The following is a 25,674-nucleotide window of genomic DNA, read 5'->3' as shown; positions in this document are numbered from 1 at the left end:
TCGAGGGACGTCCGATCCGGCATGGTGCGAAGACCAAACCGTGTCGATGCCTCGGCACAACGGAGCGTTTCATGACTCAACTTGATCACCAGGTTCATTCCATCGGCCCGGAGGTTGCGGGCTCCCGTATTTTCAAGTTCATCGCCTTTCTGTACGGAATTGCGGCGTATCTCGTGTTTTTCGTCACCATTCTCTACGCCATCGGCTTCGTCATGGGCGTGATGGTGCCCAAGACCATCGATACCGGAGCCGAAGCGCCCGTCGTTCGCGCGGTCATCATCAATCTGCTGCTGATGTCGCTGTTCGCGGTTCAACACAGCGTGATGGCGCGCCAACAATTCAAGGGATGGTGGACGCAGTTCGTCCCCAGGCCGGTCGAGCGCTCGACCTACGTGTTGCTCGCGAGCCTGTCATTGCTCCTCCTGTTCTGGCAGTGGCGTCCGCTGCCCGCGGTCATATGGGAGGTCGAGAACCCGGATCTTGCCGTGACGGTGGTCACGCTGTCCTTCGCCGGCTGGGTCTTGGTGTTCACCTCGACCTTCATCATCAACCATTTCGAGCTGTTCGGCCTGCATCAGGTCACCAATCATCTCGTCGGCAAGGACATGGAGCCGCCGCGCTTCAAGACGCCGCTGCTCTACAAGTTCGTCCGTCACCCGATCTATCTCGGTTTCATCATCGCATTCTGGGCGGCGCCGACCATGACTGCGGGGCATCTTGTGTTCGCGGCCGTGACCACGCTCTACATCTTCGTCGGCATCGCGCTCGAGGAGAACGATCTCGTTGATCTCTTCGGCGACGAGTACCGGCAGTACAAACAACGGGTGTCGATGCTTATTCCCTGGCGCCGGTCAGTATAGTCTCGGCCTCGCCCCACGCGTTCCCCGAAAGGAGGACGCGCGGGGCGACGATGCGCGATAACAACCCTTCATAAAACGGAGACGTCCAAATGAAACATGTCGGAAACTGCTTCTGCGGCGCGGTCACGGTCGAGGTCACGGGCGCACCGGAGGCGATGGGCTACTGCCATTGCCGCTCCTGCCGCTCCTGGTCGGCCGGTCCGGTCAACGCCTTCAGCCTGTGGAAGCCCGAAGCCGTGCGCATCACCGAAGGCGCTCAGAATGTCGAGACCTTCGCCAAGACGCCGCTCAGTCAGCGAAAGTATTGCAGGAAGTGCGGCGGCCATCTCATGACCAACCATCCGCCGCTCGGTCTGGTCGACGTCTTCACCGCCACCATCCCCACGCTCGCGTTCACGCCCGGCGTCCACGTCAACTATGCCGAGACCGTGCTGCCGATGCGCGATGGCCTGCCCAAGCTGAAGGATTTTCCGGCCGAGTTCGGCGGCAGCGGCGAGATGATGCAGGAGTAGCGGCCTTCATTTGAAGGCCAAAAGGCCGAGGCTGAGCTTCGGCCTTCGCTCGAGAGGGCGGCAGAGCGCCGCCCTCGCTGCCTTCTCCCAAGGGAGAAGGATGAACGACTAGCCTCCGCGGGACTCAACGACCTTGCGGCAGGACTCCGAGAGCTTCGACTTGTTCTCGCGCAGACAGGCGTTCATCTGCGGCGGCTTGCCGATATGTTCGGCGCAGAATTTGCTGGCGTCGCCGCGGCAGGCCATTTGCTCCTGGGGCGACGGACCGGACTGTGCAGCAGCGGCCAGGGCGGTGGCAGCGAGCAGCAGCGCGGCAAGAACCGAAATCTTCATAAAGCACCTCTTTTGGAATCGTCGTTGGTCCCGACCGGGATCACGCGGGCTGGACCATCTCGCGAAGCCCAGGCGCGGGTCCATGCCATGTTCATGGCACCGGCCAGTCCTCCCGGCCGGGGGGACCCCCATCTTCATGGCATGTATCCGCGCGCCGACTTTTGCCATTCAGGCTGGACCTCGGCTGCGAGACCCGGTGATTGCACCGGGACGCCGGACGGGAAGCAGGAGAGCAAGATGTCGAAGAGAGCTGGAGCGCTGAGCGCCGGGCTGACGATCATGGCCCTGGCGGGCGCGGCGATGGTGTCGCTGGGCACGAGCCCGGCGCAGGCGGTGGTTTATTGCAAGACCGTCGGGGTGCCGAAGGGTTGCGTGGTGCGGCCGACTGGCGCCGTCGTGGTGGGAGCGCCGGTCGCGGCGGCTGCGGTCGCGACCCCCGGTGTCGGTGCGCCCGGCGTCGGCGTGCGCGCAGGTACGCCGATGAATCGTGGCGGGCCGGTCAATCGCGTCGGCGTGCGCTGATATTCCATTCGATTGATTTGATCGCATTGCTTCGGGCCGTTGGGCCTGCGGACGAACACCCCCCGTCCTCCGCAGGCAAATCACCCGGCCCGTCCCCTCTCTCCGTGCGCCCCACACGTTCGGGGAGGGGGCCTTTCAGCCCGCGGCCATGTCGCTGTCGGGAAAACGCTGCGGCAATTGCAGCCGCACGCGCGTGCCTGAGGCGTCCGAGCTCAGATCGAGCGCCGCGCCGCAGCGCGCGGCGCGGCTTCTCATGTTGCGCAGGCCACGGGCGGTCTGGCGCGCGCCGGCGGCCTCGCAATGGCCGGCCAGCGCAAAGCCGCGGCCGTCGTCGGTGACGCTGATCACGCCGTAGGACCCCAGGCCGCCGTCATGCGTCTCGATGGTGACCGCGACGTGGCGGGCTTGGGCGTGCTTGACCGCGTTGGTCACGGCCTCGTCGAGGATGCGCACGATCTGGATGACGTGCCATGGCCTGAGCTCGGGATGCAGCGGCAGGCCCTGCGGCGTCGCCACGCGCCAGTCGAGAGCGATGTCGTGCGGCCGCAATTGCGCCGTGGCGCGTTCGCGCCAGGAGCCGAGTGCGAGCATCAGGTCGCCGCCGATGTCGTCCATGGAATCGATGACGAGGCGCAGATCCTTCAGCGCCGCGCGGGCGGCGTCCGTGATGGTCGCGCCCGCACTGCCGCGCTCGGACAGCGCGACGATGCTCACGAGCTGGCCGCCGAGGCCGTCATGCAGGTCTCGCATCAGGCGCGTGCGCTCGTTGGCGAGCGCGGCGGCGCGGGCGCGCTCCTCCTCGCGGGCAAAGCTCGCCTTCAGCCGTTCCTCGGCTTCGCGCACCCGCGTCACCAGCTGGCCGGCAAAGCTGTCGACCTGGTTCAACGCGCGGGCAAAGCGCCAGGTCAGCCCGGCGCCGATCGCGACCAGCATCGCCGAATAAGACAGGCGCGAGACGAAGATGCGATCGTTGCTCACGATCTCGAGCACCGTGAGCATGTCCTGGACCCAGCAGACCAGCACGATGGTCACCGCGCAGCCGATCGTGAAGCTCGCCGCGTCCTGCCGCCGCACCACCGCGGTGGCGGTGACGCAAGCCATCAGGAACAGGCAGAGCCCGACGGTGGGAATGCCGAGCACCAGGAACAGGATGCGCGGCAGCGGCGGGCCCCCGATCAGCCCGACCACGAACACGAGGATGCCAGGCACGAACAGCAGCGTGCCGTAGCGCGGCCAGCGCCAGCCGAAGAACAGCACGCCGAACACGACGATCAGCGCGCTCTCGATCGGTGCGGACGCCAGCAGCACCGCGGCGAGCCGGGATACCGCGGCCGGCGGCACCGGCGGCGGCGCGAACGCCTGCACCACACCGAGCACCATCGCCGCGGCCAGCACGCCATAGACCGGTTCGTGGCGCCGCATCAGCCACATGATCGCGAGAATGACGGCCAGGATCGCCTGCCAGGCGGAGAACACCACCGGCAGCGTGACGAACAGCAGCGTGCGTGTCTCATAGGCCGGGCGCAAGGCGATATCCGGCCCGACATAGACGGTGTCGAGAAAGCCCTTGAGCGGTCCCCACACGAACAGCCGCACCGTGATCTCGTTTCCGCCCTCGCGCAGCAGCGAAGCGGGGATGGCTGCGATCTGCGGCGTGTTGCGGTCGGGCCGGTTGGCGTTGGCATCGCGCCGGGAGTCGAGCACGACGACGCCGTTGACGGCGACCTCCACCGCGTTGCTGAAGCGCGGCAGGAACACCGACCAGCCCGAGGCCGCATCGCCGCTCCGGAACGCGAAGGCGCCGATATAGAACGGTGGGTCGGCCAGGGAGTAGCGCGACGACGTGAAATGCGGCAGCGTCACAGGGCGGGTCAGGTCGTCCTCCCGCGCCGAAAAATCGCTCACCGCGAAGTCTTCGGGATCGTTCGGCTGCAGCAGCCGAATCCCCAGGATCGTGACGATCACGATCAGGGCCTGGAGCAGCAGATAGGGCACCAGGCGCGAAGCCAGCAGCCGGCGCCGCGCGGGTTTGAGAGCCGCCTTCGTAGGTGCCTTGGCCGCGATCTCGCTCACAGCTTGATCAGACCCTGCTGCACCGCCTCGAATACCGCTTCGCTGCGCGTGTGCACCTCGAGCTTGCGATAGATGTTCTTGATATGGCCGGGCACGGTCTGCTTGGACAGGCCGAGATGGCTCGCGATCTCGGCATAGCTGAAGCCCTTTGCGATGCCCCAGAGGATGTCGATCTCGCGCGGGGTCAGCTTGGCCGTGTTGAGCGCGGGGCCGGGCGGCGGCTCCGCCGAATTCTGTGCGGCACCTTGTGTTCTGCGCACGATGAAACGGGCGATCGAGGCCGAGATCGGCGAATGCCCGGCGACCAGGTCGCGTACGGTGGTGGCGATGTCGGTGGGGAAGGCGTCCTTGAGCAGATAGCCGGTGGCGCCGACCGTGATCGCGGAAATCACGCTCTCCTCGTCGCCGAGCGCGGAGATCACCATGATCTCGGTGTCGGGAAAGCGCTGCCGGGTCTCGCGGATCAGCTCGACGCCATGGCCGTCGGGCAGCCGCAGGTCGGTCAGCAGCACGCGCGGCGCGCCGACGCTCAGGGCCTGCCGCGCCTCCGCGAGCGTACCGGCGCTGCGCACCTCGTAACCGGCCTTGACCAGCGCATCCTGCAGCCGCCAGCAGGTCGGCGCGTCATCCTCGACGAGGAGGATGGTGATGGCTTCACCCGTCTCGCCTTGTTCGGTCATGATCATCGTCCCGCGATCCGCGTGTCCCCCGCGGCGCGAGGCAAGTCTAACCGCAGCGCGGAGGCCGTGACACCCATAATCATGGGGGCGGGGATGATACGGTCCGCGTCAGGCGTGGATGGACGGGATTGCGCCTAAGCGAGAGCGCGTGCTCATAATCTGCGTTGCACTCAGGGCCATGCGGTCCGCTCTGCCTCTGAAACTGGCCCATTAGCGCAGCTCACCAGACGTCCGAGTTGGGCCACAAGCTGAAGTTTCCCTTATATATTCATGTGGTCTATTTGCAGAGCGGTGGCGTCGCTGATTGGGCCACCCTGACTAAGGAGCGCCCATGAGCCGACGGGTACATTCTCCGACCGGAATCTTTGACAGCCTGCACTATGGATTCGCGCAAGTGGTAGTTATCCCGACGCCCTTCGGTGACACCGTGCACGTGTCCGGCCAAGTCGCCTGGGACGCCGATCGAAAGGTCGTTGGCGCGCGAGATATCGGGCGCCAACTCCGAAAGAGCTTGGAGAACCTCGCTGTCGCACTTGCATCGGTAGGCGCAACACTTGATCAGGTCGGCGCATTGCGGCTCTACATAAAGCAAAGCCATATGCACGAGGGCGAGGCCATCAGTGGCGCACTCAGAGCGATGTTCGGTGACAATCCGCCGTGTGCTACATGGATTGGAGTGCCACGCCTCGCGAACGATGAATTTCTTGTCGAGGTGGAACCATCTGTAGTTTATCTTGCAAGGGCCTAGACGATTAAAACGCAACGCGCCTTGCCCGACAACGTCAGCTTCGGGTCAAAAGCTGACGGTTGGCGGGCCGCGCTAAAAGGTCGGCTAGGGGCCAACTGCGGACGCCTGTCGTGCCAGGTTGGCACGGTTGCCCGCGAGGAGTATCTTTGGCTCTGACGAACGGGGCAAGTCCGGATCAGGTGTCTTATGGCCGCACCGGCAACTCATTGCGTCAAGAGCGATGACGTTCACATCGCCGATCAGGTCCTTGGAAATGGACCGTTGGATTTGGTATTCGTCCCGGGTTTCGTCTCGCATGTTGAGGCGAGCTGCTACGTGGCGGAACGCAGCGCGTTCTTCCGTCGCCTGGCATCATTCTCCCGCCTTATCCTTTTCGACAAGCGCGGCACCGGAATGTCAGACCGAGGATCGCAGATCTTCACCCTTGAGCAACACATGCACGACGTGCAGACGATTTTGGAGAAAGTCGGTTCAAAGCGCGCGGTTCTGTTTGGCGCATCGTATTGGAGACCGCTGGCTCGAGATCGAGCACGCGCGCTCCTTGCTTTGGCAACAACTACGTTGCCCTATAGGAGGTGTATCATGAAGACCGCACTTCTTATTGCAGCTATATTAGCTGTTGGTGTCGTATCAGCTGATGCTGGTCACAATCAGCGTCATGGTTCATCATTCCACAAAATGCACCGTGTTGGATCAAGCATGGCGGCTGTTGGTGTTCCAGCAAGCGGTAGTCTTGGCGAACAGCCTGCTTCGGCGCTTTATAGGCGGAATCTGCGCGACTCAGGCTACGATGCTAGGAAGAACTTTGATAAAACTGGTCATATGTGCGTGTCCTGTGATCATTACGGCAATTGACCAAGCTGGTGCTGTGGCGACTGAGAGCGGGATAACAACAGGAGCAGCCGGGCAAGACGAACCGGGCCGGGTGTGCAAATAGAAGCGCAGCATTGGTCATCGCGGAACAAGTTGACGTCTGAAGCAGGTGGGCAGAGCGGACGTGCTCTGCCCACCCCGAGCCACCCGGTTTGGGCCAGCAGTAGACTTAATGGTCGCCGCACGTTGAAATGGCGCTACCCAGTTTAGCTAGGTTACCGCAATTCTGCACTTGGTCATGGCAGATCATACGAGCAACATCCCAACCGGACGGACCTATCTGGGTTTTGCCTTAGCTTGGACCGTCCTGCTCTTCTTAGTCTATCTGATTTGCATCGCTCTATTTGCTGCCGGTCGTTGGGAGATTGGTCTTCTCACTATCTTGCTGGCCGCCTGCGGCTTTGTTCGACACAGCGTGCGGCTCGGCAGACGCGCGAAGCGGGGCCTTGTTCGTAGGCGATAACGTCCGTTCAGGGTCACAGCGTGGGTTTAGCGTTCGCCTCGGAATGTCCGGTCTACCTCTGAGAACCGACACGTAGCGGGAAGCAGAAAGGTAGCTGAAGGCCGGAAGCAGAGGGACCATCTTTGCCCAGCGCATCTCCGCGCGGTCCTTGCCTATTTGCGCTAAAACCAAATGCGTCCGGGGAATCCCGAGATACCGAACGAAGGTTGGCGCGGGAGAGAGGGTACGGGGCAGCGACATGCAATATCCGAAACCTCTCGTCGCTCCATTCCGAAAGTCAAGATTGGCACCAACGTTCGGGCCCTCGCGAAAAAGGTCCTCAGCTTTTTGGACGGGATCAGCAGGCCAAGGCAATGCTGACCAGCTCGTTATGTCAGGATAGTAAGACGGAGCAACGGCCCGATCGGCCCTGCCCCATTTGACGGGATGGAGTCGGGGAGCCCTTTGTCAGGTACGTCGAACTCAAGTTCATACAGCACTCGATACAACGGTACGGTGACTGCATCGTCGTGATCCGTCTGCATCGGCCGACCGTACAAGAGAGGATCTATTGCCTCCTGCTCCTCAGCATTTCCGTTTTGGGTCAGAAGCCGATCACGCTCAGCGGGGATGACTTCCGCTTTGTCTCGCGGAGCCGACGTCTAAGAGTACACACCCTTGCCCGGCTCACGAAAGATCATTCCGAGGCGCCGGATAGCGCCGGGCCAGCATCGACAAGGATAGATGCCGTTCGTCTTCCGGCAGCTCCAGATAGGCCAGCACGAGCGCCCGCTTCCAATCGCCCACGCCGAAATCCATCGTCATCCATTTCTGCGGCTCGGGACCGTCGAGGCCGCGGACCCAGACGAAATAGCGCGGGAGGTCGTCGGCGTCCGCTTCTGTCGTGCGTCGTCTGGCCATCGAAGCTGTCCCGCTGCATCACATCACTCGTCACAGGATATAGGTACCGGCGCGGCGAAGTCGAATGCCACGCGGCGGTTCGGGCGCGACGCTTATCGGTCGTGCGGCGGCCGAACAGCAGGTGTCGCTTCGCTCCCGCGCTCAGGGGCCAGGACACCGTATTTGGGAGCGATTTCCCTGTGGCCATCCTTCGAGACGCCCGCTGTTGGCGGGCCCTCAGGATGAGGACCGAGTGCGCGGCAACGGTTTCAGCGGGCGTTGATGCCGCTTAGCCTCATCCTGAGGAGACCGCGGAGCGGTCGTCTCGAAGGACGAGGCGCGCGCTCAGCTCGAGTGATGTATATGCGATGGCCCTGCGCTCGGGGCGGCCAAGGCAAGAGAGTTAACCTCGAAAATTCTGCTTGACCGAAATTCGGAAATATCGTATCTGCGCGTCATCCCGGCCCAAGGTAAGGGGCGTTTCGCGATCGTCACGATACGCGGGCGGGGTGGCGGTGGGCGTGGAGTGCATCGGCGCGCCAGCAATCGCAGGGCGGGTTTGGCCCGTGAGCGGTTGAGCAGCGCGCACACGACCGGTGCGGTCCGCGTACGGCAAAAACGTGTCGTCCTGACGCCCGGGGTCTGTGCGTCAAGGCTTGCGGTGGTGAGGCGGCCCGACCGGGCACGCGCACCAGTCATCCGCAAGGCGACGGGGGCAATAGTGCATCGCTCCCCGGGGAGAGCGCGCCATAAGCCGTCAAACCACTGCGCAGGGAAAGGCCGGGATGTCTTGGCTGCCCTGTATGCCGCTGTGCATCGGTCTCCGCGCAATTTGCGCACAGCGGACCGCGGGTGCCAGCCGGCGCCCGGCCTTCCCTGCGCCCTTTCCAACGAAGGGGCGTCGAGAGAAGAACAGAACTCGGGCGTTCTGCGTCGCGAGGGCGTAGAGGCGTGGCTTGCTGTTTGAAAATGAAGCGTGTCCGCTCGTCCTGCCGATCAGCGCCACAACTCGCAGGTCGCCACGCGGTTGATGTCGGCGAGGCGGCGCGCGGCATCGCCATGCAGATCGAGGCTTTCGACCAGTGTCAGCAGGCGCCGATAGGCGCCATCGGCGACTTCGACCGGAAGCGGGGCCTCGTCAAAGGCTTCGACATAGCTTCCGACGATGCCGCTGAGCAGGCGGCAAAGACCGCGCTGGGCGGGATCGTCCCGGCCGAGCGTCTCGAGCATTTGCTGGAAGGTCTGGAAGGTCCGCAAGCCGTGGTGTTGCTGCGAAAGCCACGTATGCAGGTCGTTCATGTGAGCTCCTTCGGGTCATGGAAGAAGCTACCGGTTTATACAGTGGGGATGCGGGGATGGCTAGTGAGGGAAGAGCGGGCGTGGATGAGGCAGTCCGTCTTCGCCAAGAGGCTTCGGCGGACACGCTTCGCCTTTCGGGCTTCGCGTGGCTTCGGCGGACGCGCTTCGTTCCTGGGCTCAGCATGGCCGCGCCACGCGTAGCCCGAAGGGCGAAGCGTGGTGCCCCTGGCCGGAATCGAACCAGCACTCCTTGCGGAACTCGATTTTGAGTCGAGCGCGTCTACCAGTTCCGCCACAGGGGCCCTCGGTCGGCCTTGAGGCGGCGTCGCGAAGCCGGCGGACTATAGCCATGGACAGGACGGGGTCAACCCGCGCCAAAGTGATCCCGGCCGTTCTCGACAGCCGCGTGGGCCGGGGCTAGAGGCTTGGAGCGCCAGACATGCGAAAGAGGCTGCCGTGACCACCCAGAGTGCCGCCATACCTGCGTTCAAGCCGGCCGGCACGAGCCCCGCGCTGACCGCCTCGGTTCTCGTCACGCTGATCGCCACCGTCACGATCGCCGGTGCCTGGTTCTTCCAGCTCGTGCTGGAGATCCTGCCCTGTCCGTTGTGCCTGGAGCAGCGCTACGCCTATTACCTCGTGATTCCGCTCGGTGCGCTCACGGCGATTGCGGCTCGAAGCAGCGCGCCGCGGCCGCTGCTGCTGGCGGGGCTCACGATTCTCGTGCTGGCGACGCTCGCCAATGCCGGCCTCGGCGCCTACCATTCCGGCGTCGAATGGGGATTCTGGAAGGGGCCGACCGATTGCAGCGGCCCCGTCGTCAATCTCGGCAATGCCGGCGATCTGTTTTCAAGGCTCGACACCGTGAAGGTGGTACGTTGTGACGAGGTGCAGTGGCGCTTCCTCGGCCTCTCGCTCGCCGGCTACAACGTGCTGATCTCGCTGCTGATGGCCGCCATCGCCGCCTGGGGATTTGTGCGGACAGCGAAGCGCTAAGGCCTAATCATCCACATCGTCCTGCGTGCGCCCGAACAGGTGCACGATGCCCGGCGTTGCGATCGTCACGAAGACGAAGCGTGGCAGGTGATGGGCGCCGACGAAGATCGGGTCGATGTGCAGCGTCAAGGCCAGCGCCAGCATCGCATCCATCGCGCCCGGCGCGAAGGCGACGACGACGTCTGAGAATTTCACCTGCGTGGTCAGCGCCACGATGCCGACGAAGATGGCGGAGACGGCGATGGCCACGGCAAACGAGCCCAGTGCCGCGCTGAGGTGGCCGGCGAGCGTCTTGATTCGCATCCGCGCGAAACGGCTGCCGATCAGTGCGCCGATCCCGACCAGCGCCACGCCGCGCACCCAGTCCGGCAGGCCGCCCTCGACCCATCCGGCACCATGCAGCACGCTGGAGGCGATCATCGCGCCGAACATCCAGCTCGCCGGAAACTTGATCAGCCGCAGCACGAGCGCTGCGGCCAGCGAGGCCGCGGCCAGCTCGAAGAGGTCGAGCGGCGAGGCGATCGTCGTCGTCAGCGACGGCGCGGCCGAGGGCGCGACGCCTGCAATCGCCAGCACCATCGGCAGCGCGGCGGTCAGGATGATGACGCGCATGGTCTGCACCACCGCAATGCCCGGCAGGTCGGCGCCGCGCTCGACCGCCAGGATCGTGATCTGCGACAGCGCGCCGGGGCTGCCGGCCAGGAAAGCCGAGGTGCGGTCCCAGCCATGGATGCGCTGAAGGTAATAGCTCGAGCCGAATGTCGAGCAGAAGGTGGCGAGCGCAAGCAGCCCGATGGTGAGGGGATAGGCGCCGACCTGCTGAAGCAAATGGCGCGAGACGACCGAGCCCAGCGAGATGCCGAGCAGCACCAGCACGGTCTGGGTCAGGATCGGCGGCAGCGCTAGCTGCCGGCCGGCGATCGCGGCGATCCCGACCGCGATCATCGAGCCCGAGATCAGCCCGCCGGGAAGGCCGGCCAGCAGAAACACGAGGCCGCCGGCGGTGCCGATGACGAGCGTCTCCACCGTGCTCAAGATCTTGGCACGGCTCGGCCATTCGAACGACAGGGAGGCGGTGATTTGCTTCACGCCGCCTTATCGCAAATCGGCGGGAGGCGCACAATTGCAGGCTCGTCATGCCGCAATGCGCGACGCCTCTCGCGGATGCTCGCAGGGGATCGTGACGGGCTTATTTCTTGTCGGCAGGAGCGGCGGGAGCGGCGGTGCCGGCCTTCGCTTCCTTCATGCACTCACGGCGAAATTTCTTGCGCTCCTTGCCCTTCAATCCCTTGGCGTCCGCCTGCTTGGAGCACTCGAGCGATTCCGCCGACCGCTCCTTCGGCGCCTTCTTGTCGGCCGTGGCAGCAGTATCGGTCTTCGTATCGGTCTTGGCTGCCGGCGCGGCGGTCTGCGCGAAGGCGGTGCCGGTGACGAGCAGGGAGGCGAGAGCGACGGCGGCGAGGCGGGACGTGAAGGTCATGTGGTGCACTCTGCTTGCGAGATTGCGAAGGGCTGGAACGTCGGCCCGCGTTGCTGAACGCGACATGAATGAGTTGCGCGGCGGGATCACTATATTTTGCCGGCGCAACTCATCGCATCCTTGTCGCAAGCGGCCGGCACGCTAGGATAGCAATCCTCGTTTCACTTCCGTCGAGGAAGACCAAGGAGGAGACCCAGGGATGACCATTCAGACAAAACTGTTGTGTGCGATTGCAGCGTCCGGTGTCGCGGCATTGCTGGCGGGCGCGCCGGCACAGGCGCTGACCGCGCAGGAGTGCAGCGCGAAATATCAGGCCGCCAAGAAGGACGGCTCGCTCGGGACCATGAAGTGGAATGACTTCCGCAAGGCGCAGTGCGGCGCCGATGCGACGCCTGTCGCTGCGCCCACCGCGGCTGCGCCCGCCGCTCCTGCCGAGCCGAAGCAGGCGAAGAAGGAGGCGGCACCGGCCGCCGCGCCGGCTCTACCGGCGGGACCTGCGGGCTATCCGAACGCGGTCGATCCGAAATATGCCAAGGAGACTCCTGGAAAAGCGCGCCTGCACACCTGCGTCGACCAGTACAATGCCAACAAGACCACCAACGGCAATGGCGGCCTGAAGTGGATTCAGAAGGGCGGCGGCTATTACAGCGAATGCACCAAGAAGCTGAAGGGCGCCGCCTGAGCTTCGAGAATGGTACGATGGCCGGAGCAGCGCTCCGGCCATTTCACTTGAATTGTTCGAGCATGATCTTCCGGAAAACCGCTGCACACTTTGCGCTTACGCGGCCCTTCGGGTCCGGATCATGCTCAGTCGAGCAGCTTCTCGGCCGATTTCGCCACGAGCTGCGACCGCTTGCGCGGGCCGCTCTCGACGAACAACAGGCTCTGGCCGAAGATGAAGCAGTAGAACAGGAAGGCCTGCGCGTCGGCCTCCTCGGCCGCAAGGCCGGTCGCGCGATAGAGGTCGCCGACGTGCTTGAGCCGCGCCGCGTCGACGCTCGCCACCGCCGCCGCGGCGTTCTCGTCCGAGCGGGCCCATTGCCGGATCGCCAGCTCGATCGCCATGCCTTCCGGATTGAGCCGCTCGGAATAAAGCTGGATCACCGCCCTCAGCCGCTCGCGGGGCGCTTGCCCGTCGAGACTTGTCTGCTGCGCGATCGCGGCGATGCGGCCCTCGCGCCAGGCTTCCAGCATGGCATCGAGCAGCGCGGCGCGGTCGGCGAAGCGTCGGTAGAAGCCGCCCTTGGTGACGCCGAGATTCTTGGCGAGAACCTCGACCCGTACGCCCTCCACCCCGGCGCGGGCGAGCTCGGCAAATCCAGCCTCGACCCAGACATCGCCCTTGCCGTCACTCATGAAAGAAGCCTCACCCGGTCTTGATACGGTACCGTATTGCTAACGCGACACGGGTTTGATACGCTACCGTATCAACCATCAAAGACGAAAAAGCCGGAGGGAAGTGCGATGGAGCAGGAGGCGACCTATCGCGGCACGGCCGATGCCATCCGCGAAGCGGCCTTGAGGCATCTTGCCGAACCGGCCGAGGCCTGAGCCATGACCGCTTTCGAGCCGAAAAATCCGGGCTATCGCGCGGCCACTATCGCCATGTTCGATGGCCAGCCGGCAATGCGCACGCTCGGCATCGTGATCGTCCGCCTTGCGCCGGGCGAGGTCGAGCTGGCGATGCTGCATGCGCCGGGCCTCACACAGCAGAACGGTTTCATTCATGCCGGCATCATCACGGCCGGGCTCGACAACGCCTGCGGCGTTGCGGGCTTCAGCTTGATGCCGCCGGAGGCCGATATCCTCACCGTCGAATTCAAGACCACGCTGCTCGCGCCCGCCCGCGGCGAGCGCTTCGTCTTCAAGGCCGAGGTGGTCAAGCCCGGCCGCACACTCACCTTCTGCGAGGCCAAGGCCTACGCCGAGCATGACGGCAAGGCCACGCTGATCGCCACGATGACCGGGACACTTATGGCGATGCTGCCTCGCCTTGCGACATCGCATGAACCGCGCGCGTCCCGCGCATAGCGGCGATTGACAAGCCTGGCGGCGCATCCCTTGATGCGATGGTCATGCTTGCAAGTCTCGGCCTCATCCTGCTCTGCCAATTGATCGGCGAAGCCGTCGTGCGCGGCCTCGGCCTGCCGTTGCCGGGACCGGTGCTGGGCCTCCTGCTGCTTTTGATCCTGCTGATGGCGCGCGACCGCTTCGCGCTGCTCGCGCGCGGGCCGCTGCGCAATGACGGTGTCGAGACGGCGAGCAAGGGCCTGCTGGCCCATCTCTCATTATTATTCGTGCCGGCCGGCGTCGGCGTCGTGCAGAAGCTCGATCTGCTCGCGTCTCACGGCATCGCCATCACCCTCGTGCTCGCGCTGTCCGTGGTCGTCACGCTGCTCGCGACCGTGCTGACCTTTCGCCTCGTCAGCCGCCTGTTGACGCAACAGGACGCGCGATGAAGGACGATCCGTTCTCGCTGTGGGTCTATCTTTCGCAATCGCCACTGCTGTGGCTGACCGTAACGCTGCTGGTCTATGCAACCACGGACGCGATCTCGCTGGCGACGCGGCGCCATCCGCTGGCCAATCCCGTGCTGCACGCGATGTGGATCATCGGCGCGTTTCTGCTCCTGACCGGCACCTCCTACACGACCTATTTCGCCGGCGCGCAGTTCGTGCACTTCCTGCTGGGGCCCGCCACCGTCGCGCTCGCCGTGCCGCTCTACGAGAATCGCAAGCGCGTGGTCACCTCGATCGTGCCGATGCTGGTGGCGCTGATCGCAGGCTCGGTCACGGCGGTGGTGTCTGTGGTGCTGCTGGCCGAGCTTGCCGGCCTGCCGCGCGATGTCGTGCTGTCGCTGGCGCCGAAATCCGTCACCGCAGGTGTTGCCATGGGTATCGCCGAATCCCTGCATGCGGACCCTTCGCTGGCGGCCGTCGCGGTCATCCTGACCGGCATCATGGGCGCCATCATCGTGACGCCGCTGATGAACCGCACTGGCGTCACCGATTACCGGGCTCGCGGATTTGCCGCGGGCCTTGCCGCGCATGGCATCGGCACCGCGCGCGCGTTCCAGGTCGACGAGATCGCCGGCGTCTTCTCCGGCATCGCCATGAGCCTGAACGCTCTGGTGACCTCGTTCCTGGTGCCGCTGGCGGTCACACTGCTGGTGCGATGACATCGCCGTCGCGACGCTCTATATGAGTTGTAACAATTGCCGGTCTCGATCCGTATCGATGGAGATGGGACCGAAACGGGACGAGATATGGCTGGATTCAGGAATAAGGGCCTTGTGCCGACGCGACGTGTGGCGCTGACGCTGATCGGAGCGGGCGCTCTCGCGATGGGTGGGATCGCCTCGGCGCGCGCGGCGACCGGCGATGACGAAGTGCTGACCGAAGCCAAGGTGCTGCGCGATCCCGATACGCCCGTCGCAGGCAATCCCGACGGCAATATCACCATCGTCGAATGGTCCGACTACAATTGCCCCTATTGCCGCAAGCTCGAGCCCGAGCTGCGCCAGGTCGTCCAGGACGACGGCAAGGTGCGGCTGGTGATGAAGGACTGGCCGATCCTCGGGCCGGTTTCGGTCACGGCGGCGCGGACCGCGCTCGCGGCCAAATTCCAGGACAAGTACCACCAGGCCCATGACGCCATGATGGGCGTCAGCTCGCGCCTGACCGAGCCGCGCATCAACGAGCTGCTCGCGGCTGCCGGGGTCGATATGGACCGGTTGAAGCGCGATCTCACCGGCCACGCCAAGGACATCGACGCCGTCCTCAAGCGCAACAACGAGCAGGCTGAAGCTTTCGGCTTCCAAGGCACCCCGTCCTTCATCGTCGGCAAGTATCGCGTGCCCGGCGTGCTCAGCATGGCCGAGTTCGAGCAGGTCATCGCCGACGCCCGCAAGGCCAAGATGAACTGAGCCGGCCGGTCTTCAACCGGCAACAGAAAGGCGCCGCCGCGGACCTGCGACGGCGCCTTGTTCATGTTGCTCGGACGAAACTACTTCGACGAGATCCGGACCCAGTCCTTGTGCGCGCGGTCGCGCAGCGCATCCCAATCGGCCTTGGCGACGTCCCAGTTCACGATGGTGCGATTGGTGGTCGCGACGTCGCCATTGGCGGCAGACGACGTCTGCATGGAATCATAGACGTAGACGCCGCCCGCAAGCAGCAACGCGCCCAGGATCATTCCGAAAAAAGTCCTCATAGCAAGCCTCCGGTGTCACGCCGACAACGTCGGCACGGCACGATGGTTCCGCGGCGATGCGGCGCATCTAAGGAGAGGTCGTTCATTCTCCATTCAGCCATTGCAGCAGCTCCGCGTTGATCTCGCGCGGATAGGTGTGGCTGAGGTCGTCGATCTCGCGGTAGGTGACGTCGGCGCCGGCGGCGGACAGCGCCGCCTGCGTCTGCCGCGCGGTCTGCACCGGAAACATCCAGTCGAGCTTGCCGTGAGTGATGAAGACCGGCAGGCCTTGCAGGCGCGTTGCGTCCGCCATTTCCGCCATCAGCGGATGGAAGGTCGCCGCAACAGGCGCGAGGTGGGTGAAGGGCGAGGCGCGGTCGAGTCCGGTGACGTAGCAGAAGGTGCCACCGTCGCTCATGCCGGTCAGAAGCATGCGCGATGCATCGATGCTCCAGCGGCTGCGCACCGTCTCGAGGATGCGCATGAGGTTCGGCGTGTCGGTGTCATCGCCCATCAGCGCCCAGGTCGGACCGGTCGCGGTCGGCGCCACCAGGATTGCGCCGAGACTGCGGGCATCGCGCAGCCAGCTCCACAGGAAGCCGCGCCCGTTGCCGCTGCCGCCATGCAGCGCCATCACCAGCGGCATGGTGCGATCAGTCATGTAGTATTCGGGGACATAGACCGAGAAGCCGCCGCGGCTGCCGGGCTCGTTGTGGTCGTGGAAGATGCCGGTGTGCTCGCCTGCGCCCACTTCCAGTCGTGATAGCAGATCGTGATTCTGGCGATTGGCGGCGTTGAGAAAGAAGCTGCTCACGGGCGGAAACTGTGCCGCCAGCGGATAGAGCGCCTCTTGCGCGCGCGGGACATGGCGCAGAGCCCGGAAGACGGCGACGAGATCGCCGTTGCCGCGTTCGACCTCACGGATGCCGGCAAAGGCGGCAAGCGTCTCGTTGCAGGCGCGATCGAGCCGCTCGCGCAGGCCAGCGAACTGCTCCGGCCACCCTCCAATCGCGGTGTGTGCGGCCTGCAACGCCTCGTCCGGTGCGCCGATTGCGTTCATCACGGAGGCGAAGGCCGGCGGGTGCAAATACCGCTGGAAGAAGCCGAGCGCTTCCAGCGCGTTGAGCAACGGCGGCAGCACGGCCACGATGTCGTCGATCACGGCCTCGCTCATCGCGGCTTCCCTGGCTTGGGGTCAATGCAGCTTCGGCGCCTTCAAAAGCTTGAAACGATCGGTCGACGTCACCGTGACGTCGAAGGTGACGCCTTCATGATGCACCGTGAGCGGCACGTCGACGCCCGCGGCGCCGAGCGCCCACATCTTCTTGTAGAACGCGGTTTGGCTCGTGACCTTGTCGCCGTCCACGCCGAGGATGACATCCCCGGTCTTGAGCTCGGCGCGGGCAGCCGGGCCGTTGGCGGAGATCCCGATCACCACCACGCGGTTGTCGATCTCGGTCGAGTAGAGCCCGAGCCAGGGCCGTGCCGGCTTGTTGACGCGGCCGAATTTGCGCAAGTCCTCCAGGATCGGCTTCAAGAGGTCGATCGGCACGTTCATATTGACGTGCTCGGCCTTGCCGTCCCGTTCGCGCTCGAGCTGGAGCGAGCCGATGCCGATCAACTCGCCGCGTTCGTTGAGCAGCGCCGTGCCGCCCCAGTTCGGATGTGCGGGACAGGTGAAAATGGCCTCATCCAGCAGATACTCCCAGTAGCCGGCGAATTCCTGCTTGGCCACGATCTGGCTCGCGACCGAGCGCGTGCGCCCGCCGGCGCCGCCGACCACGACGCGGTCGCCGATCCGGGTTGCCGCCGACGAACCCAGCGGCAGCGGCGCGATGTCGAGCCGGCCGAGCGCCTGCACCAGCCCGAACCCGGTCTCGGAATCGAAGCCGAGCGCATGGCCCTCCACCACGCGGCCGTCGGCGCGGTGCAGCCAGACCGTCTCCGCCTCGGTGATGAGATAACCTATCGTCAGCACGAGCCCATCGTCGATCACGACGCCGTTGCCGGCGCGTTCGGTGCCCAGCGTCTCGGCGCTGAAGGCATCCGGCGGGATGAGAGCGTGGAGGCCGACGACGGAGCCGAGCGCGCGGTCGAGATCGAAACCGTAGTCGCTCGCCCGCGGCTGGTTCGCCGGCGGCACTCTCCATTCGGTCAGAGTGCTCATGGAGTTCTCCTGGCTGAGAGCATCACTCCGGCGGCTGGCGGAGCGACGCGCGAAGCACGCATAATTTAGGCCGGAGCAGGCCGTCTTGAAAGCCTCGTTCCCAACTATTCGTGAGAACGCCGCGTGAAATCTTGGAAAGGCACGGAAACACCTCTTGCACGGGGGCGTCGTGCGATCCAGCACCGGCCGCATGGCTGCCGTCCGGCGGGATGCTAGGCGCCGCACAGCGAAGCTGCTAACCATTGCCGCTTCGTTTGACCTTGGGATCACGGACGACAAGCATGGACAACCGCAGCGACATCTGGCGTGGCATCGACACGATCAAGGCACGTTTCATCGACCTCAGCGACAGGGTCTGGGGCATGCCTGAGGTCTGCTACACCGAGGCGCGGTCCGCCGCCGAACATCTCGCCGAGCTGCGGCATCAGGAATTCCGCATCACCGAGAACGTCGCCGGCATCCCGACCGCGCTGATGGGCGAGTGGGGCGAGGGCGGTCCGGTCATCGCTTTCATGGGTGAGTACGACGCGCTGCCGGGCCTCAGCCAGGAAGCGGGCGTCGCCGAGCATCGCCCGGTCGAGACCGGCGGCCACGGCCATGGCTGCGGTCACAATCTGCTCGGTTCCGCCGCGCTGCTCGCGGCGACGGCGGTGAAGGACTGGCTGGCCGAAAACAAGGTGCCCGGGCGCGTCCGCTATTACGGCTGCCCTGCGGAAGAAGGCGGCGCGGCCAAGGCCTTCATGGTGCGCTCCGGCGCGTTCGAAGACGCCGACATCGCCATCACCTGGCATCCGCATAGTTTCTGGGAAGTGGCGGTGACGCCGTCGCTCGCGAATACGCGCGCCGACTTCATCTTTACCGGCCGCACCTCACATGCGGCGGCCTCGCCGCATCTCGGCCGTTCGGCGCTCGATGCGGTGGAACTGATGAATGTCGGCGTGAACTACATGCGCGAGCACATGCCGAGCGACGCGCGCGTGCACTACGCCTTGCTCGACACCGGCGGCATCGCGCCCAACGTGGTGCAGGCCCATGCGCGCGTGCGCTACTCGATCCGCGCCCGTGACCTTCCCGGCATGAACGAGCTGGTCGAGCGCGTGTCCAAGATCGCGCAGGGCGCCGCGTTGATGACCGAGACCAAGGTCGAGATGAAGATCATCTCCGCCGTCTCCAACATCCTGCCGAACGCGCCGCTGGAACAGGCACTGCACCAGGTGATGGAAGAGCTCGGACCGCCGCATTTCGACGATGCGGACAACAGCTTTGCCGGCCAGATCCGTGCGACCCTGAGCGACAAGGACATCGCGTCGGTCTATTACGCGATCGGCATGGAGCCGACCGATCGGCCGCTGGCCGACTTCCTGGTGCCGCTCGATGCCAAGCGCAACCCGCTTGTAGGCTCGACCGACGTCGGCGATGTCAGCTGGGTGGTGCCGACCGTGCAGGTGCACGCCCCCACGGTTGCGATCGGCACGCCCTTCCACACCTGGCAGGTGGTGGCGCAGGGCAAGAGCCCGCATGCCCATAAGGCCATGGTGCAGGCGGCCAAGGCGATGGCTGGTCTCGGCATCAAGGCGCTGACGGAACCGGAGCTGATCAAGGTGGCCAAGGCGGATCTCCAAAAGCGCACGGCCAAGACACCTTATGTCTGTCCGCTGCCGGATCACGTCGCGCCGCCGCTCGACATGTCCGTGGCGTAGAATTTCGCCTCGATACTTCGTCTGATGCACCGAACAAATTTTCCGCAGTGCAGCGCGCAATCCAGCACGTTTTGATGCTGGATTGCCGAACGGATGGGCTGCGGAACGCAATTTTGCTCAACGGACAGCCAGAAGACCGTTTGCATACACACGGTCCCAGTTGACGTGCACCCCATTCGGTGTGCCATCTACCGCCAGCCAAACCCGGCGGTCGCCTCTTGCGGCCGCCTGCATCCATACCGGAACCAGACGGGGGACAACCATGCTGGATAAAGAACTGCGTTCGATGATCGGCCAGGTGAAGGACGGGCGGATGGACCGCCGCGGCTTCATCAAGTACATGGCCGCGGTCGGTCTCACCGCCCCTCTGGCCAATCAGATCCTCGCGCTTGGCGGTGTCGCCATGGCCGAAGGTCCGTCCGCCTATAAGCCGACCAAACGCGGCGGCGGTGGTGCGCTGAAGCTGTTGTGGTGGCAGGGACCGACCTTGCTCAATCCGCATTTCGCCACTGGCACCAAGGACCAGGACGGCTCGTGCCTGTTCTACGAACCGCTCGCCTGCTGGGATCCCGACGGCAACATGAAGCTGGTGCTGGCGGCAGAGATCCCGTCGATCCAGAACGGTCTGCTTGCCGCTGACGGCAAGTCGGTGACATGGAAGCTGAAGCCGGGTGTAAAAGGGCACGACGGCAAGCCGTTCACCGCCGATGACGTCGTCTTCACCTGGGAATACATCGTCGATCCCGCGACGGCAGCCATTACCGTGGCGACCTACCGCGACATCACGGTCGCGAAAGTGGACGACCTGACGGTTCGCATCACCTTTAAGAAGCCGACGCCGTTCTGGGCGGACGCCTTTGTTGGCGCTCCCAACACCATCATCCCCAAGCATCTGTTCGCCGACTACAAGGGGTCCAAATCGCGGGAGGCGCCGACCAACCTCGCGCCGGTCGGAACCGGTCCGTACAAGTTCGTCGAGTTCAAGCCAGGTGATCTCGTCCGCGGCCAGCTCAATCCCGATTACCACATGCCGAACCGGCCCTATTTCGACTCGGTCGAGATGAAGGGCGGTGGTGACGCGGTTTCGGCTGCGCGCGCCGTGATCCAGACCGGCGAATATGATTTCGGCTGGAACATCCAGGTCGAGGACGACGTCCTGCTGCGCTTGGAGAAGGGCGGCAAGGGCAAGACCATCTATGCCGTCGGCGGCGACACCGAGTTCATCGCGCTCAACTTCACCGATCCCAACACCGAGGTCGACGGCGAACGCTCGTCGATGAAGACCAAGCATCCGCTGTTCTCCGATCCCGCCGTGCGCAAGGCGCTGTCACTGCTGGTCGATCGCGAATCCGTCAAGAAGGCGATCTACGGCCGCGCCGGCCGTACCACCGCCAACTTCCTCAATGGTCCCGAGAAGTTCGTCTCCAAGAACACCTCGTGGGAGTTCAGCGTCGAGAAGGCTTCGAAGATCCTGGACGACGCCGGCTGGAAGCCGGGCGCCGACGGGATCCGCGAGAAGGACGGCAAGAAGCTGAAGCTGCTGTACCAGACATCGATCAACGGCCCCCGCCAGAAGACCCAGGCGATCGTCAAGCAGGCCTGCCAGAAGGCCGGTATCGACGTCGAGCTGAAATCGGTGGTTGCGTCGGTCTTCTTCTCCTCGGACGTCGCCAATCCCGACACCTACGCGAAGTTCTACGCCGACATGGAGATGTTCCAGATCCCGTTGAGCCAGCCGGACCCGTCGCAGCACATGCGCCGCTACCTGTCGACCAACGTCGCCACCAAGGAGAACAAGTGGCAGGGCACGAACTTCCCGCGCTGGATCAAAAAGGACTACGACGCAGTGATCGAAGCCGCCGAAAGCGAGATGGATCCGCTCAAGCGCGCGGCGCACTACATCAAGGCCAACGACCTCATGTACCAGGATACGGTGTTCATCCCGGTGCAGCACCGGCTGAAGGTGGAAGCGGCGGCCAACAATTTGCGACCGATCATCAGCGGCTGGGCCAACGAAACCGACAATCTGCACGATTGGTACCGCGAGGAATGATTCCCCAACTCTAGACGGGGCGCTTCCCTCATGAGTCAATACGTCCTGCGTCGCCTGCTGATCGCGATTCCGAGCCTGCTCGGAATCTCGGTCGTGCTGTTCGTCGTGCTCGCACTCGCCCCCGGCGATCCGTTCTCGGAACTGGCGACCAACCCGAACGTGCCGCCCGAAGTGCAGGCCGCGCTTCGGGCCAAGTTCGGCCTCGACGATCCGATCCACCTTCGTTACCTGCACTGGCTCAACGCCATGCTGCACGGCGACTGGGGCTTCTCCTTCGTCAGCCGGATGAACGTCGACGCGCTGATCCTCCAGCGCCTGCCGGCGACGCTCTACGTGATCGGGTCGGCGCAGATCCTGGCGCTGCTGATCGCGATTCCGGTCGGTGTCTATGCCGCGACCAAGCCTTATTCGCTGTTCGATCAGATCGCCAATACGCTCGCCTTCGTCGGCTTCTCGCTGCCGACCTTCTTCACCGGCATCCTGTTCATCCTGATCTTCTCGGTCACGCTGGACTGGCTGCCGTTCGTCTACACCACCGACATCAAGGCCACCGGCATCCACTGGGTGCTGGAGATGATCCGGCAGGCGATCATGCCGGTGGCAGTGCTCGGCCTGTTCCAGGCGGCGTCGATGACGCGCTTCGTGCGCTCGGCAATGCTCGACGTCATCAGGCTCGACTACGTCACCACGGCGCGGGCCAAGGGGCTCGGCCAGGCCACGGTGATCGTCAAGCACGTGATGCGCAACGCCATGATCCCCGTGGTCACGCTGATTGCGTTGCAGATGCCCGCGGTGTTCGGCGGCGCCATCGTCACCGAGCAGATCTTCCGCATCCCTGGCATCGGCTCGCTGCTGATCTCCTCCATCCTTTCCAACGACACGCCGGTGGTGATGGCCGTCACCTTCGTCTTCGCGTGCCTGGTCGTGTTGTTCAATCTCATCGCGGACGTGCTTTATGGCTGGCTTGACCCTCGCATCTCCCTCCGCTGAGCGGCGCGCCTATTCGCCCTGGCGTGAGACGTGGCGGCGCTACAGCCGCCACAGGCTCGCCGTGATCAGCGCCTTCCTGCTCCTGATCCTGGTGCTGGCGGTGGTGATGGGCCCCTTCATCTGGCGTATCAAGATCAACGAGATCGACATCGTCGCAGGCATGCAGGGGCCTTCGCTGGCGCATCCCTTTGGCACCGACGATCTCGGCCAGGACATCCTCGCCCGCATGATCTATGGCGGGCGGATCTCGCTCGCGGTCGGGCTCGCCGCGATGCTGGTCTCGGTCTTCATCGGCACGCTGATCGGCGCGCTCGCCGGCATGTCGCGCGGTGCGCTCGGGCACGGATTGATGTGGCTTACCGATTTGTTCCTGTCGCTGCCGCAGCTGCCGCTGCTCCTGCTGCTGATCTATCTCTTCCGCGACGGGCTGAAGCAGGTGTTCGGCCCCGAGGGCGGCATCTTCATCCTGATCGTGCTCGTGATCGGGGGCCTGCGCTGGATGCCGGTGGCACGCCTGGTGCGCGCGCAGTTCCTGTCGATCCGCGAGAAGGAGTTCGTCGAAGCCGCGCGTGCGCTCGGCGCCAGTCCGGTGCGGCAGGTGGTGCGGCACATCCTGCCCAATGCGGTCGGCCCGGTGATCATTGCCGGGACCATCGACGTCGCCGCCGCCATCATCGCGGAATCGACGCTGTCCTTCCTCGGCCTCGGCTTCCCGCCTGATACCCCGACCTGGGGCCGGCTGCTCTATGATGCCAAGGACTTTCTCGACATCGGCCCGCACTGGGCGCTGTTTCCGGGCGGCGCGATCTTCATCGCGGTGGTCGCCATCAACTTCATCGGCGACGGTCTGCGTGACGCGCTCGATGCGCGACGGGTGATCTGATGGCACCGCTGCTCGAGATCAAGGGCCTGAAAACCCACTTCTCCACCGACGACGGCATCCTCCAGGCCGTCGACGGCGTCGATATCTCCATCAACAAGGGCGAGACGCTCTGCGTCGTCGGCGAGTCCGGCTGCGGCAAGACCGTCACCGCGATGTCCATCCTGAAGCTGATCGCGATGCCGCCGGGCCGGATCGCGGCGGGCCAGATCATCTTCGAGGGGCGCGATCTCGTGCCGCTGACCAGCAATCAGCTCGATGAGATCAGGGCCAAGGAGATCGGCTTCATCTTCCAGGAGCCGATGACCTCGCTCAACCCGGTGCTCACGATCGGCGAGCAGATCGCCGAGAGCCTGCGCCGCCACGAGGCGGTGACGAGAAAGCAGGCCCTGGAACGCACCATCGAGATGCTGAAGCTGGTGCAGATCCCCAATGCCGAAGGCCGCGTGCACAATTATCCGCACCAGTTCTCCGGCGGCATGCGCCAGCGCGTGATGATCGCGATGGCGCTCGCCTGCAGGCCGAAGCTGATCATCGCCGACGAGCCGACCACGGCGCTCGACGTCACCATCCAGGCGCAGATCCTCGACCTCTTGCAGGACATGAAGGAACGCTTCGGCATGGCGGTGATGCTGATCACCCATGCCATGGGCGTGGTCGCCGAGACGGCGCAGCGCGTCGTCGTGATGTATGCGGGCAAGGTGGTGGAGGAGGCGCCCGTCGACGATCTCTTCGGCGATCCCCGTCATCCCTATACGCAAGGGTTGATCCGCTCGATCCCGCGCATCGACCTCGACAGCGAGCACAAGACGCGGCTCGAGGCGATCGGCGGGTCGGTGCCGATCCTGATCAATCCACCGGTCGGCTGCCGCTTCGCGCCGCGCTGCAAGTTCGCCATGAACGTCTGTACCGAGAAGGAGCCGCTGCTTCGCGAGATCGCGCCCGGCCATCGCATGGCCTGTCACCTGGGAGATACGAGCGTGGGAGCCGCGTCATGAGCGAGCCCTTGCTCCGCGTCAGCGGACTGAAGAAACATTTCCCCGTGCTCGGCGGCCTGCTGTCGCGCCAGGTCGGCACCGTCTACGCGGTCGACGGCGTGTCGTTCTCGGTCAACCGCGGCGAGACGCTCGGTCTCGTCGGCGAATCCGGCTGCGGCAAGTCGACGACGGGGCGCTGCGTGCTGCGCCTGATCGAGCCGACCGACGGCGAGGTCACCTTCGACGGCCAGGACGTGCGCAAGCTCGGCGGCAACGATCTGCGGGCGATGCGGCGGAACATGCAGCTGGTGTTCCAGGATCCGTTCGCCTCGCTCAATCCGCGCATGACAGTCGGCGCCATCCTCGGCGAGGCCTTCACCATCCACAATCTCGCCTCCTCCGCGAAAGAGCGCGAGGAGCGCGTCGCGAGCCTCCTGGTCAAGGTCGGGCTCAAGGCCGAGCACATGCGGCGCTATCCGCATGAATTCTCCGGCGGCCAGCGTCAGCGTATCGTGATCGCGCGCGCGCTCGCGGTCGAGCCGAAGCTGATCGTCTGCGACGAGCCGGTCTCCGCGCTCGACGTGTCGATCCAGGCGCAGGTCATCAACCTCCTGGAAGACCTCCAGGCCGAGCTGAACCTCACCTATCTGTTCGTCGCGCACGATCTGTCGGTGGTCGAGCACATCTCCGACCGCGTCGCGGTGATGTATCTCGGCCGCATCGTCGAGCTCGCCAAGGCCAGCGACCTCTACCGCAACCCGCAGCATCCCTACACCAGGGCGCTGCTGTCCGCGGTGCCGGTGCCCGATCCCAAGCTCAAGCGCGAGCGCATCCGTCTGAAGGGCGACGTGCCGAGCCCGATGAAGCCGCCGTCGGGCTGTCACTTCCACACTCGCTGTCCGATCGCCCAGCCGCGCTGCGCCGAGAGCGCACCCGTGCTGAAGGAGGGCGCGGGCGGGCACTTCGTGGCGTGCCACCTCGCCTGACGGGCGGGAAGC

28 protein-coding genes and 1 tRNA gene are annotated in these 25,674 nt (G+C 64.7%); 17 read left to right on the top strand and 12 right to left on the bottom strand.

Going from position 1 to position 25,674, the window contains the following annotated elements; genetic code table 11:
* Positions 1-71: 71 nt before the first annotated feature.
* Together mddA and CVM73_RS13705 are read left to right on the top strand one after the other, a co-directional pair.
* Positions 72-860 (top strand): methanethiol S-methyltransferase, encoded by a 789-nt coding sequence (mddA, locus tag CVM73_RS13710; RefSeq protein WP_167406821.1) that lies wholly within the window; start codon positions 72-74, stop codon positions 858-860.
* Between the two features lie 89 nt (positions 861-949).
* A complete protein-coding gene (locus CVM73_RS13705) occupies positions 950-1,372 on the top strand; it encodes a GFA family protein (protein WP_100232505.1) in 423 nt (140 codons plus the stop codon).
* A gap of 108 nt (positions 1,373-1,480) precedes the next feature.
* Here CVM73_RS13705 and CVM73_RS13700 read toward each other — a convergent pair whose 3' ends face one another.
* Entirely contained in the window at positions 1,481-1,705 is a 225-nt protein-coding gene (locus CVM73_RS13700) for a cysteine rich repeat-containing protein (protein WP_100232504.1), read from the bottom strand.
* Positions 1,706-1,942: 237 nt separating this feature from the next.
* On the opposite strand from CVM73_RS13700, the gene CVM73_RS13695 reads away from it, so the two are divergent.
* Entirely contained in the window at positions 1,943-2,227 is a 285-nt protein-coding gene (locus CVM73_RS13695) for a hypothetical protein (protein WP_100232503.1), read from the top strand.
* A gap of 135 nt (positions 2,228-2,362) precedes the next feature.
* On the opposite strand, the gene CVM73_RS13690 is transcribed toward CVM73_RS13695, so the two are convergent.
* Both CVM73_RS13690 and CVM73_RS13685 read right to left on the bottom strand, forming a co-directional pair.
* Positions 2,363-4,300, bottom strand: coding sequence for a sensor histidine kinase (locus CVM73_RS13690; protein WP_100232502.1), 1,938 nt, complete (start codon positions 4,298-4,300; stop codon positions 2,363-2,365).
* Complete coding sequence (locus CVM73_RS13685) at positions 4,297-4,980, bottom strand: response regulator (protein WP_167406820.1); 684 nt, start codon at positions 4,978-4,980, stop codon at positions 4,297-4,299. Before CVM73_RS13685 ends, CVM73_RS13690 begins: the two co-directional genes overlap by 4 nt.
* A gap of 331 nt (positions 4,981-5,311) precedes the next feature.
* On the opposite strand from CVM73_RS13685, the gene CVM73_RS13680 reads away from it, so the two are divergent.
* Positions 5,312-5,728 (top strand): RidA family protein, encoded by a 417-nt coding sequence (locus CVM73_RS13680; protein ID WP_100232500.1) that lies wholly within the window; start codon positions 5,312-5,314, stop codon positions 5,726-5,728.
* 186 nt (positions 5,729-5,914) lie between these two features.
* Entirely contained in the window at positions 5,915-6,583 is a 669-nt protein-coding gene (locus tag CVM73_RS40650; protein WP_208639198.1) for an alpha/beta fold hydrolase, read from the top strand.
* Positions 6,584-7,730: 1,147 nt separating this feature from the next.
* On the opposite strand, the gene CVM73_RS13670 is transcribed toward CVM73_RS40650, so the two are convergent.
* The 3 genes from CVM73_RS13670 to CVM73_RS13655 form a co-directional block, all read right to left on the bottom strand.
* Complete coding sequence (locus CVM73_RS13670; RefSeq protein WP_100232499.1) at positions 7,731-7,964, bottom strand: hypothetical protein; 234 nt, start codon at positions 7,962-7,964, stop codon at positions 7,731-7,733.
* A 975-nt stretch (positions 7,965-8,939) separates the two neighbouring features.
* A complete protein-coding gene (locus CVM73_RS13660; protein WP_100232497.1) occupies positions 8,940-9,242 on the bottom strand; it encodes a hypothetical protein in 303 nt (100 codons plus the stop codon).
* Positions 9,243-9,459: 217 nt separating this feature from the next.
* A tRNA-Leu gene (locus tag CVM73_RS13655) sits at positions 9,460-9,544 on the bottom strand.
* Positions 9,545-9,698: 154 nt separating this feature from the next.
* Here CVM73_RS13655 and CVM73_RS13650 point away from each other — a divergent pair.
* Positions 9,699-10,238: a disulfide bond formation protein B gene (locus CVM73_RS13650; RefSeq protein ID WP_100232496.1), complete on the top strand. Its 540-nt coding sequence runs from the start codon at positions 9,699-9,701 to the stop codon at positions 10,236-10,238.
* A 3-nt stretch (positions 10,239-10,241) separates the two neighbouring features.
* Here the strand turns inward: CVM73_RS13650 and CVM73_RS13645 are convergent, their stop codons facing one another.
* Together CVM73_RS13645 and CVM73_RS13640 are read right to left on the bottom strand one after the other, a co-directional pair.
* Positions 10,242-11,327, bottom strand: a complete 1,086-nt coding sequence (locus CVM73_RS13645) for an AbrB family transcriptional regulator (RefSeq protein WP_100232495.1) — start codon at positions 11,325-11,327, stop codon at positions 10,242-10,244.
* A gap of 100 nt (positions 11,328-11,427) precedes the next feature.
* A complete protein-coding gene (locus tag CVM73_RS13640) occupies positions 11,428-11,718 on the bottom strand; it encodes a PsiF family protein (protein WP_100232494.1) in 291 nt (96 codons plus the stop codon).
* 199 nt (positions 11,719-11,917) lie between these two features.
* Here CVM73_RS13640 and CVM73_RS13635 point away from each other — a divergent pair, with 199 nt between their 5' ends.
* On the top strand, positions 11,918-12,400 hold the full coding sequence (locus CVM73_RS13635; RefSeq protein WP_100232493.1) for a hypothetical protein: 483 nt from the start codon (positions 11,918-11,920) through the stop codon (positions 12,398-12,400).
* A 125-nt stretch (positions 12,401-12,525) separates the two neighbouring features.
* On the opposite strand, the gene CVM73_RS13630 is transcribed toward CVM73_RS13635, so the two are convergent.
* Entirely contained in the window at positions 12,526-13,074 is a 549-nt protein-coding gene (locus CVM73_RS13630; protein ID WP_100232492.1) for a TetR/AcrR family transcriptional regulator, read from the bottom strand.
* A 198-nt stretch (positions 13,075-13,272) separates the two neighbouring features.
* Between CVM73_RS13630 and CVM73_RS13625 the strand changes: the two genes are divergently transcribed.
* The 4 genes from CVM73_RS13625 (at position 13,273) to CVM73_RS13610 (ending at position 15,643) form a co-directional block, all read left to right on the top strand.
* Positions 13,273-13,749 carry a PaaI family thioesterase gene (locus CVM73_RS13625; RefSeq protein WP_100232491.1) on the top strand — a complete coding sequence of 159 codons (477 nt, stop codon included), beginning with the start codon at positions 13,273-13,275 and terminating at the stop codon, positions 13,747-13,749.
* A 44-nt stretch (positions 13,750-13,793) separates the two neighbouring features.
* On the top strand, positions 13,794-14,177 hold the full coding sequence (locus CVM73_RS13620; protein WP_100232576.1) for a CidA/LrgA family protein: 384 nt from the start codon (positions 13,794-13,796) through the stop codon (positions 14,175-14,177).
* Positions 14,174-14,896 carry an LrgB family protein gene (locus CVM73_RS13615; RefSeq protein ID WP_100232490.1) on the top strand — a complete coding sequence of 241 codons (723 nt, stop codon included), beginning with the start codon at positions 14,174-14,176 and terminating at the stop codon, positions 14,894-14,896. The genes CVM73_RS13620 and CVM73_RS13615 overlap by 4 nt, the downstream gene beginning before the upstream one ends.
* An 87-nt stretch (positions 14,897-14,983) precedes the next feature.
* Positions 14,984-15,643 carry a DsbA family protein gene (locus CVM73_RS13610; RefSeq protein WP_100232489.1) on the top strand — a complete coding sequence of 220 codons (660 nt, stop codon included), beginning with the start codon at positions 14,984-14,986 and terminating at the stop codon, positions 15,641-15,643.
* A gap of 80 nt (positions 15,644-15,723) precedes the next feature.
* On the opposite strand, the gene CVM73_RS13605 is transcribed toward CVM73_RS13610, so the two are convergent.
* The 3 genes from CVM73_RS13605 to CVM73_RS13595 form a co-directional block, all read right to left on the bottom strand.
* The gene (locus CVM73_RS13605; RefSeq protein WP_100232488.1) at positions 15,724-15,930 is read right to left on the bottom strand and encodes a hypothetical protein; all 207 of its coding nucleotides are present in this window, start codon (positions 15,928-15,930) and stop codon (positions 15,724-15,726) included.
* Between the two features lie 82 nt (positions 15,931-16,012).
* Positions 16,013-17,083: a carboxylesterase family protein gene (locus CVM73_RS13600; protein ID WP_100232487.1), complete on the bottom strand. Its 1,071-nt coding sequence runs from the start codon at positions 17,081-17,083 to the stop codon at positions 16,013-16,015.
* Positions 17,084-17,104: 21 nt separating this feature from the next.
* Positions 17,105-18,076 carry a S1C family serine protease gene (locus CVM73_RS13595; protein ID WP_100232486.1) on the bottom strand — a complete coding sequence of 324 codons (972 nt, stop codon included), beginning with the start codon at positions 18,074-18,076 and terminating at the stop codon, positions 17,105-17,107.
* Between the two features lie 281 nt (positions 18,077-18,357).
* Between CVM73_RS13595 and CVM73_RS13590 the strand changes: the two genes are divergently transcribed.
* From CVM73_RS13590 to CVM73_RS13565, 6 genes are all read left to right on the top strand, one after another.
* Entirely contained in the window at positions 18,358-19,776 is a 1,419-nt protein-coding gene (locus tag CVM73_RS13590; protein ID WP_100232485.1) for a M20 family metallopeptidase, read from the top strand.
* A gap of 262 nt (positions 19,777-20,038) precedes the next feature.
* Entirely contained in the window at positions 20,039-21,829 is a 1,791-nt protein-coding gene (locus CVM73_RS13585; RefSeq protein WP_100232484.1) for a peptide ABC transporter substrate-binding protein, read from the top strand.
* 30 nt (positions 21,830-21,859) lie between these two features.
* Positions 21,860-22,819 (top strand): ABC transporter permease, encoded by a 960-nt coding sequence (locus tag CVM73_RS13580; RefSeq protein ID WP_100232483.1) that lies wholly within the window; start codon positions 21,860-21,862, stop codon positions 22,817-22,819.
* Complete coding sequence (locus CVM73_RS13575) at positions 22,785-23,702, top strand: ABC transporter permease (RefSeq protein ID WP_100232482.1); 918 nt, start codon at positions 22,785-22,787, stop codon at positions 23,700-23,702. Before CVM73_RS13580 ends, CVM73_RS13575 begins: the two co-directional genes overlap by 35 nt.
* Complete coding sequence (locus CVM73_RS13570; RefSeq protein WP_100232481.1) at positions 23,702-24,697, top strand: ABC transporter ATP-binding protein; 996 nt, start codon at positions 23,702-23,704, stop codon at positions 24,695-24,697. The genes CVM73_RS13575 and CVM73_RS13570 overlap by 1 nt, the downstream gene beginning before the upstream one ends.
* Positions 24,694-25,662: an ABC transporter ATP-binding protein gene (locus CVM73_RS13565; RefSeq protein ID WP_100232480.1), complete on the top strand. Its 969-nt coding sequence runs from the start codon at positions 24,694-24,696 to the stop codon at positions 25,660-25,662. Before CVM73_RS13570 ends, CVM73_RS13565 begins: the two co-directional genes overlap by 4 nt.
* The last annotated feature ends 12 nt before the right edge of the window (positions 25,663-25,674 follow it).

Origin of the sequence: Bradyrhizobium forestalis (assembly GCF_002795245.1) — a bacterium.
GTDB lineage: Bacteria > Pseudomonadota > Alphaproteobacteria > Rhizobiales > Xanthobacteraceae > Bradyrhizobium > Bradyrhizobium forestalis.
The sequence above is the reverse complement of the archived record's forward strand: the minus strand, read 5'-3'. Positions and strand labels throughout refer to the sequence as shown.

Bases quoted from the DNA above. Each gene is read 5' to 3' on its own strand.
- mddA (WP_167406821.1), top strand. From the start codon at position 72: ATGACTCAACTTGATCACCAGGTTCATTCCATCGGCCCGGAGGTTGCG.
- CVM73_RS13705 (WP_100232505.1), top strand. From the start codon at position 950: ATGAAACATGTCGGAAACTGCTTCTGCGGCGCGGTCACGGTCGAGGTC.
- CVM73_RS13700 (WP_100232504.1), bottom strand. From the start codon at position 1,705: ATGAAGATTTCGGTTCTTGCCGCGCTGCTGCTCGCTGCCACCGCCCTG.
- CVM73_RS13695 (WP_100232503.1), top strand. From the start codon at position 1,943: ATGTCGAAGAGAGCTGGAGCGCTGAGCGCCGGGCTGACGATCATGGCC.
- CVM73_RS13685 (WP_167406820.1), bottom strand. From the start codon at position 4,980: ATGACCGAACAAGGCGAGACGGGTGAAGCCATCACCATCCTCCTCGTC.
- CVM73_RS13680 (WP_100232500.1), top strand. From the start codon at position 5,312: ATGAGCCGACGGGTACATTCTCCGACCGGAATCTTTGACAGCCTGCAC.
- CVM73_RS40650 (WP_208639198.1), top strand. From the start codon at position 5,915: ATGGCCGCACCGGCAACTCATTGCGTCAAGAGCGATGACGTTCACATC.
- CVM73_RS13670 (WP_100232499.1), bottom strand. From the start codon at position 7,964: ATGGCCAGACGACGCACGACAGAAGCGGACGCCGACGACCTCCCGCGC.
- CVM73_RS13660 (WP_100232497.1), bottom strand. From the start codon at position 9,242: ATGAACGACCTGCATACGTGGCTTTCGCAGCAACACCACGGCTTGCGG.
- CVM73_RS13640 (WP_100232494.1), bottom strand. From the start codon at position 11,718: ATGACCTTCACGTCCCGCCTCGCCGCCGTCGCTCTCGCCTCCCTGCTC.
- CVM73_RS13635 (WP_100232493.1), top strand. From the start codon at position 11,918: ATGACCATTCAGACAAAACTGTTGTGTGCGATTGCAGCGTCCGGTGTC.
- CVM73_RS13630 (WP_100232492.1), bottom strand. From the start codon at position 13,074: ATGAGTGACGGCAAGGGCGATGTCTGGGTCGAGGCTGGATTTGCCGAG.
- CVM73_RS13625 (WP_100232491.1), top strand. From the start codon at position 13,273: ATGACCGCTTTCGAGCCGAAAAATCCGGGCTATCGCGCGGCCACTATC.
- CVM73_RS13620 (WP_100232576.1), top strand. From the start codon at position 13,794: ATGCTTGCAAGTCTCGGCCTCATCCTGCTCTGCCAATTGATCGGCGAA.
- CVM73_RS13615 (WP_100232490.1), top strand. From the start codon at position 14,174: ATGAAGGACGATCCGTTCTCGCTGTGGGTCTATCTTTCGCAATCGCCA.
- CVM73_RS13610 (WP_100232489.1), top strand. From the start codon at position 14,984: ATGGCTGGATTCAGGAATAAGGGCCTTGTGCCGACGCGACGTGTGGCG.
- CVM73_RS13605 (WP_100232488.1), bottom strand. From the start codon at position 15,930: ATGAGGACTTTTTTCGGAATGATCCTGGGCGCGTTGCTGCTTGCGGGC.
- CVM73_RS13600 (WP_100232487.1), bottom strand. From the start codon at position 17,083: ATGAGCGAGGCCGTGATCGACGACATCGTGGCCGTGCTGCCGCCGTTG.
- CVM73_RS13595 (WP_100232486.1), bottom strand. From the start codon at position 18,076: ATGAGCACTCTGACCGAATGGAGAGTGCCGCCGGCGAACCAGCCGCGG.
- CVM73_RS13590 (WP_100232485.1), top strand. From the start codon at position 18,358: ATGGACAACCGCAGCGACATCTGGCGTGGCATCGACACGATCAAGGCA.
- CVM73_RS13585 (WP_100232484.1), top strand. From the start codon at position 20,039: ATGCTGGATAAAGAACTGCGTTCGATGATCGGCCAGGTGAAGGACGGG.
- CVM73_RS13580 (WP_100232483.1), top strand. From the start codon at position 21,860: ATGAGTCAATACGTCCTGCGTCGCCTGCTGATCGCGATTCCGAGCCTG.
- CVM73_RS13575 (WP_100232482.1), top strand. From the start codon at position 22,785: ATGGCTGGCTTGACCCTCGCATCTCCCTCCGCTGAGCGGCGCGCCTAT.
- CVM73_RS13570 (WP_100232481.1), top strand. From the start codon at position 23,702: ATGGCACCGCTGCTCGAGATCAAGGGCCTGAAAACCCACTTCTCCACC.
- CVM73_RS13565 (WP_100232480.1), top strand. From the start codon at position 24,694: ATGAGCGAGCCCTTGCTCCGCGTCAGCGGACTGAAGAAACATTTCCCC.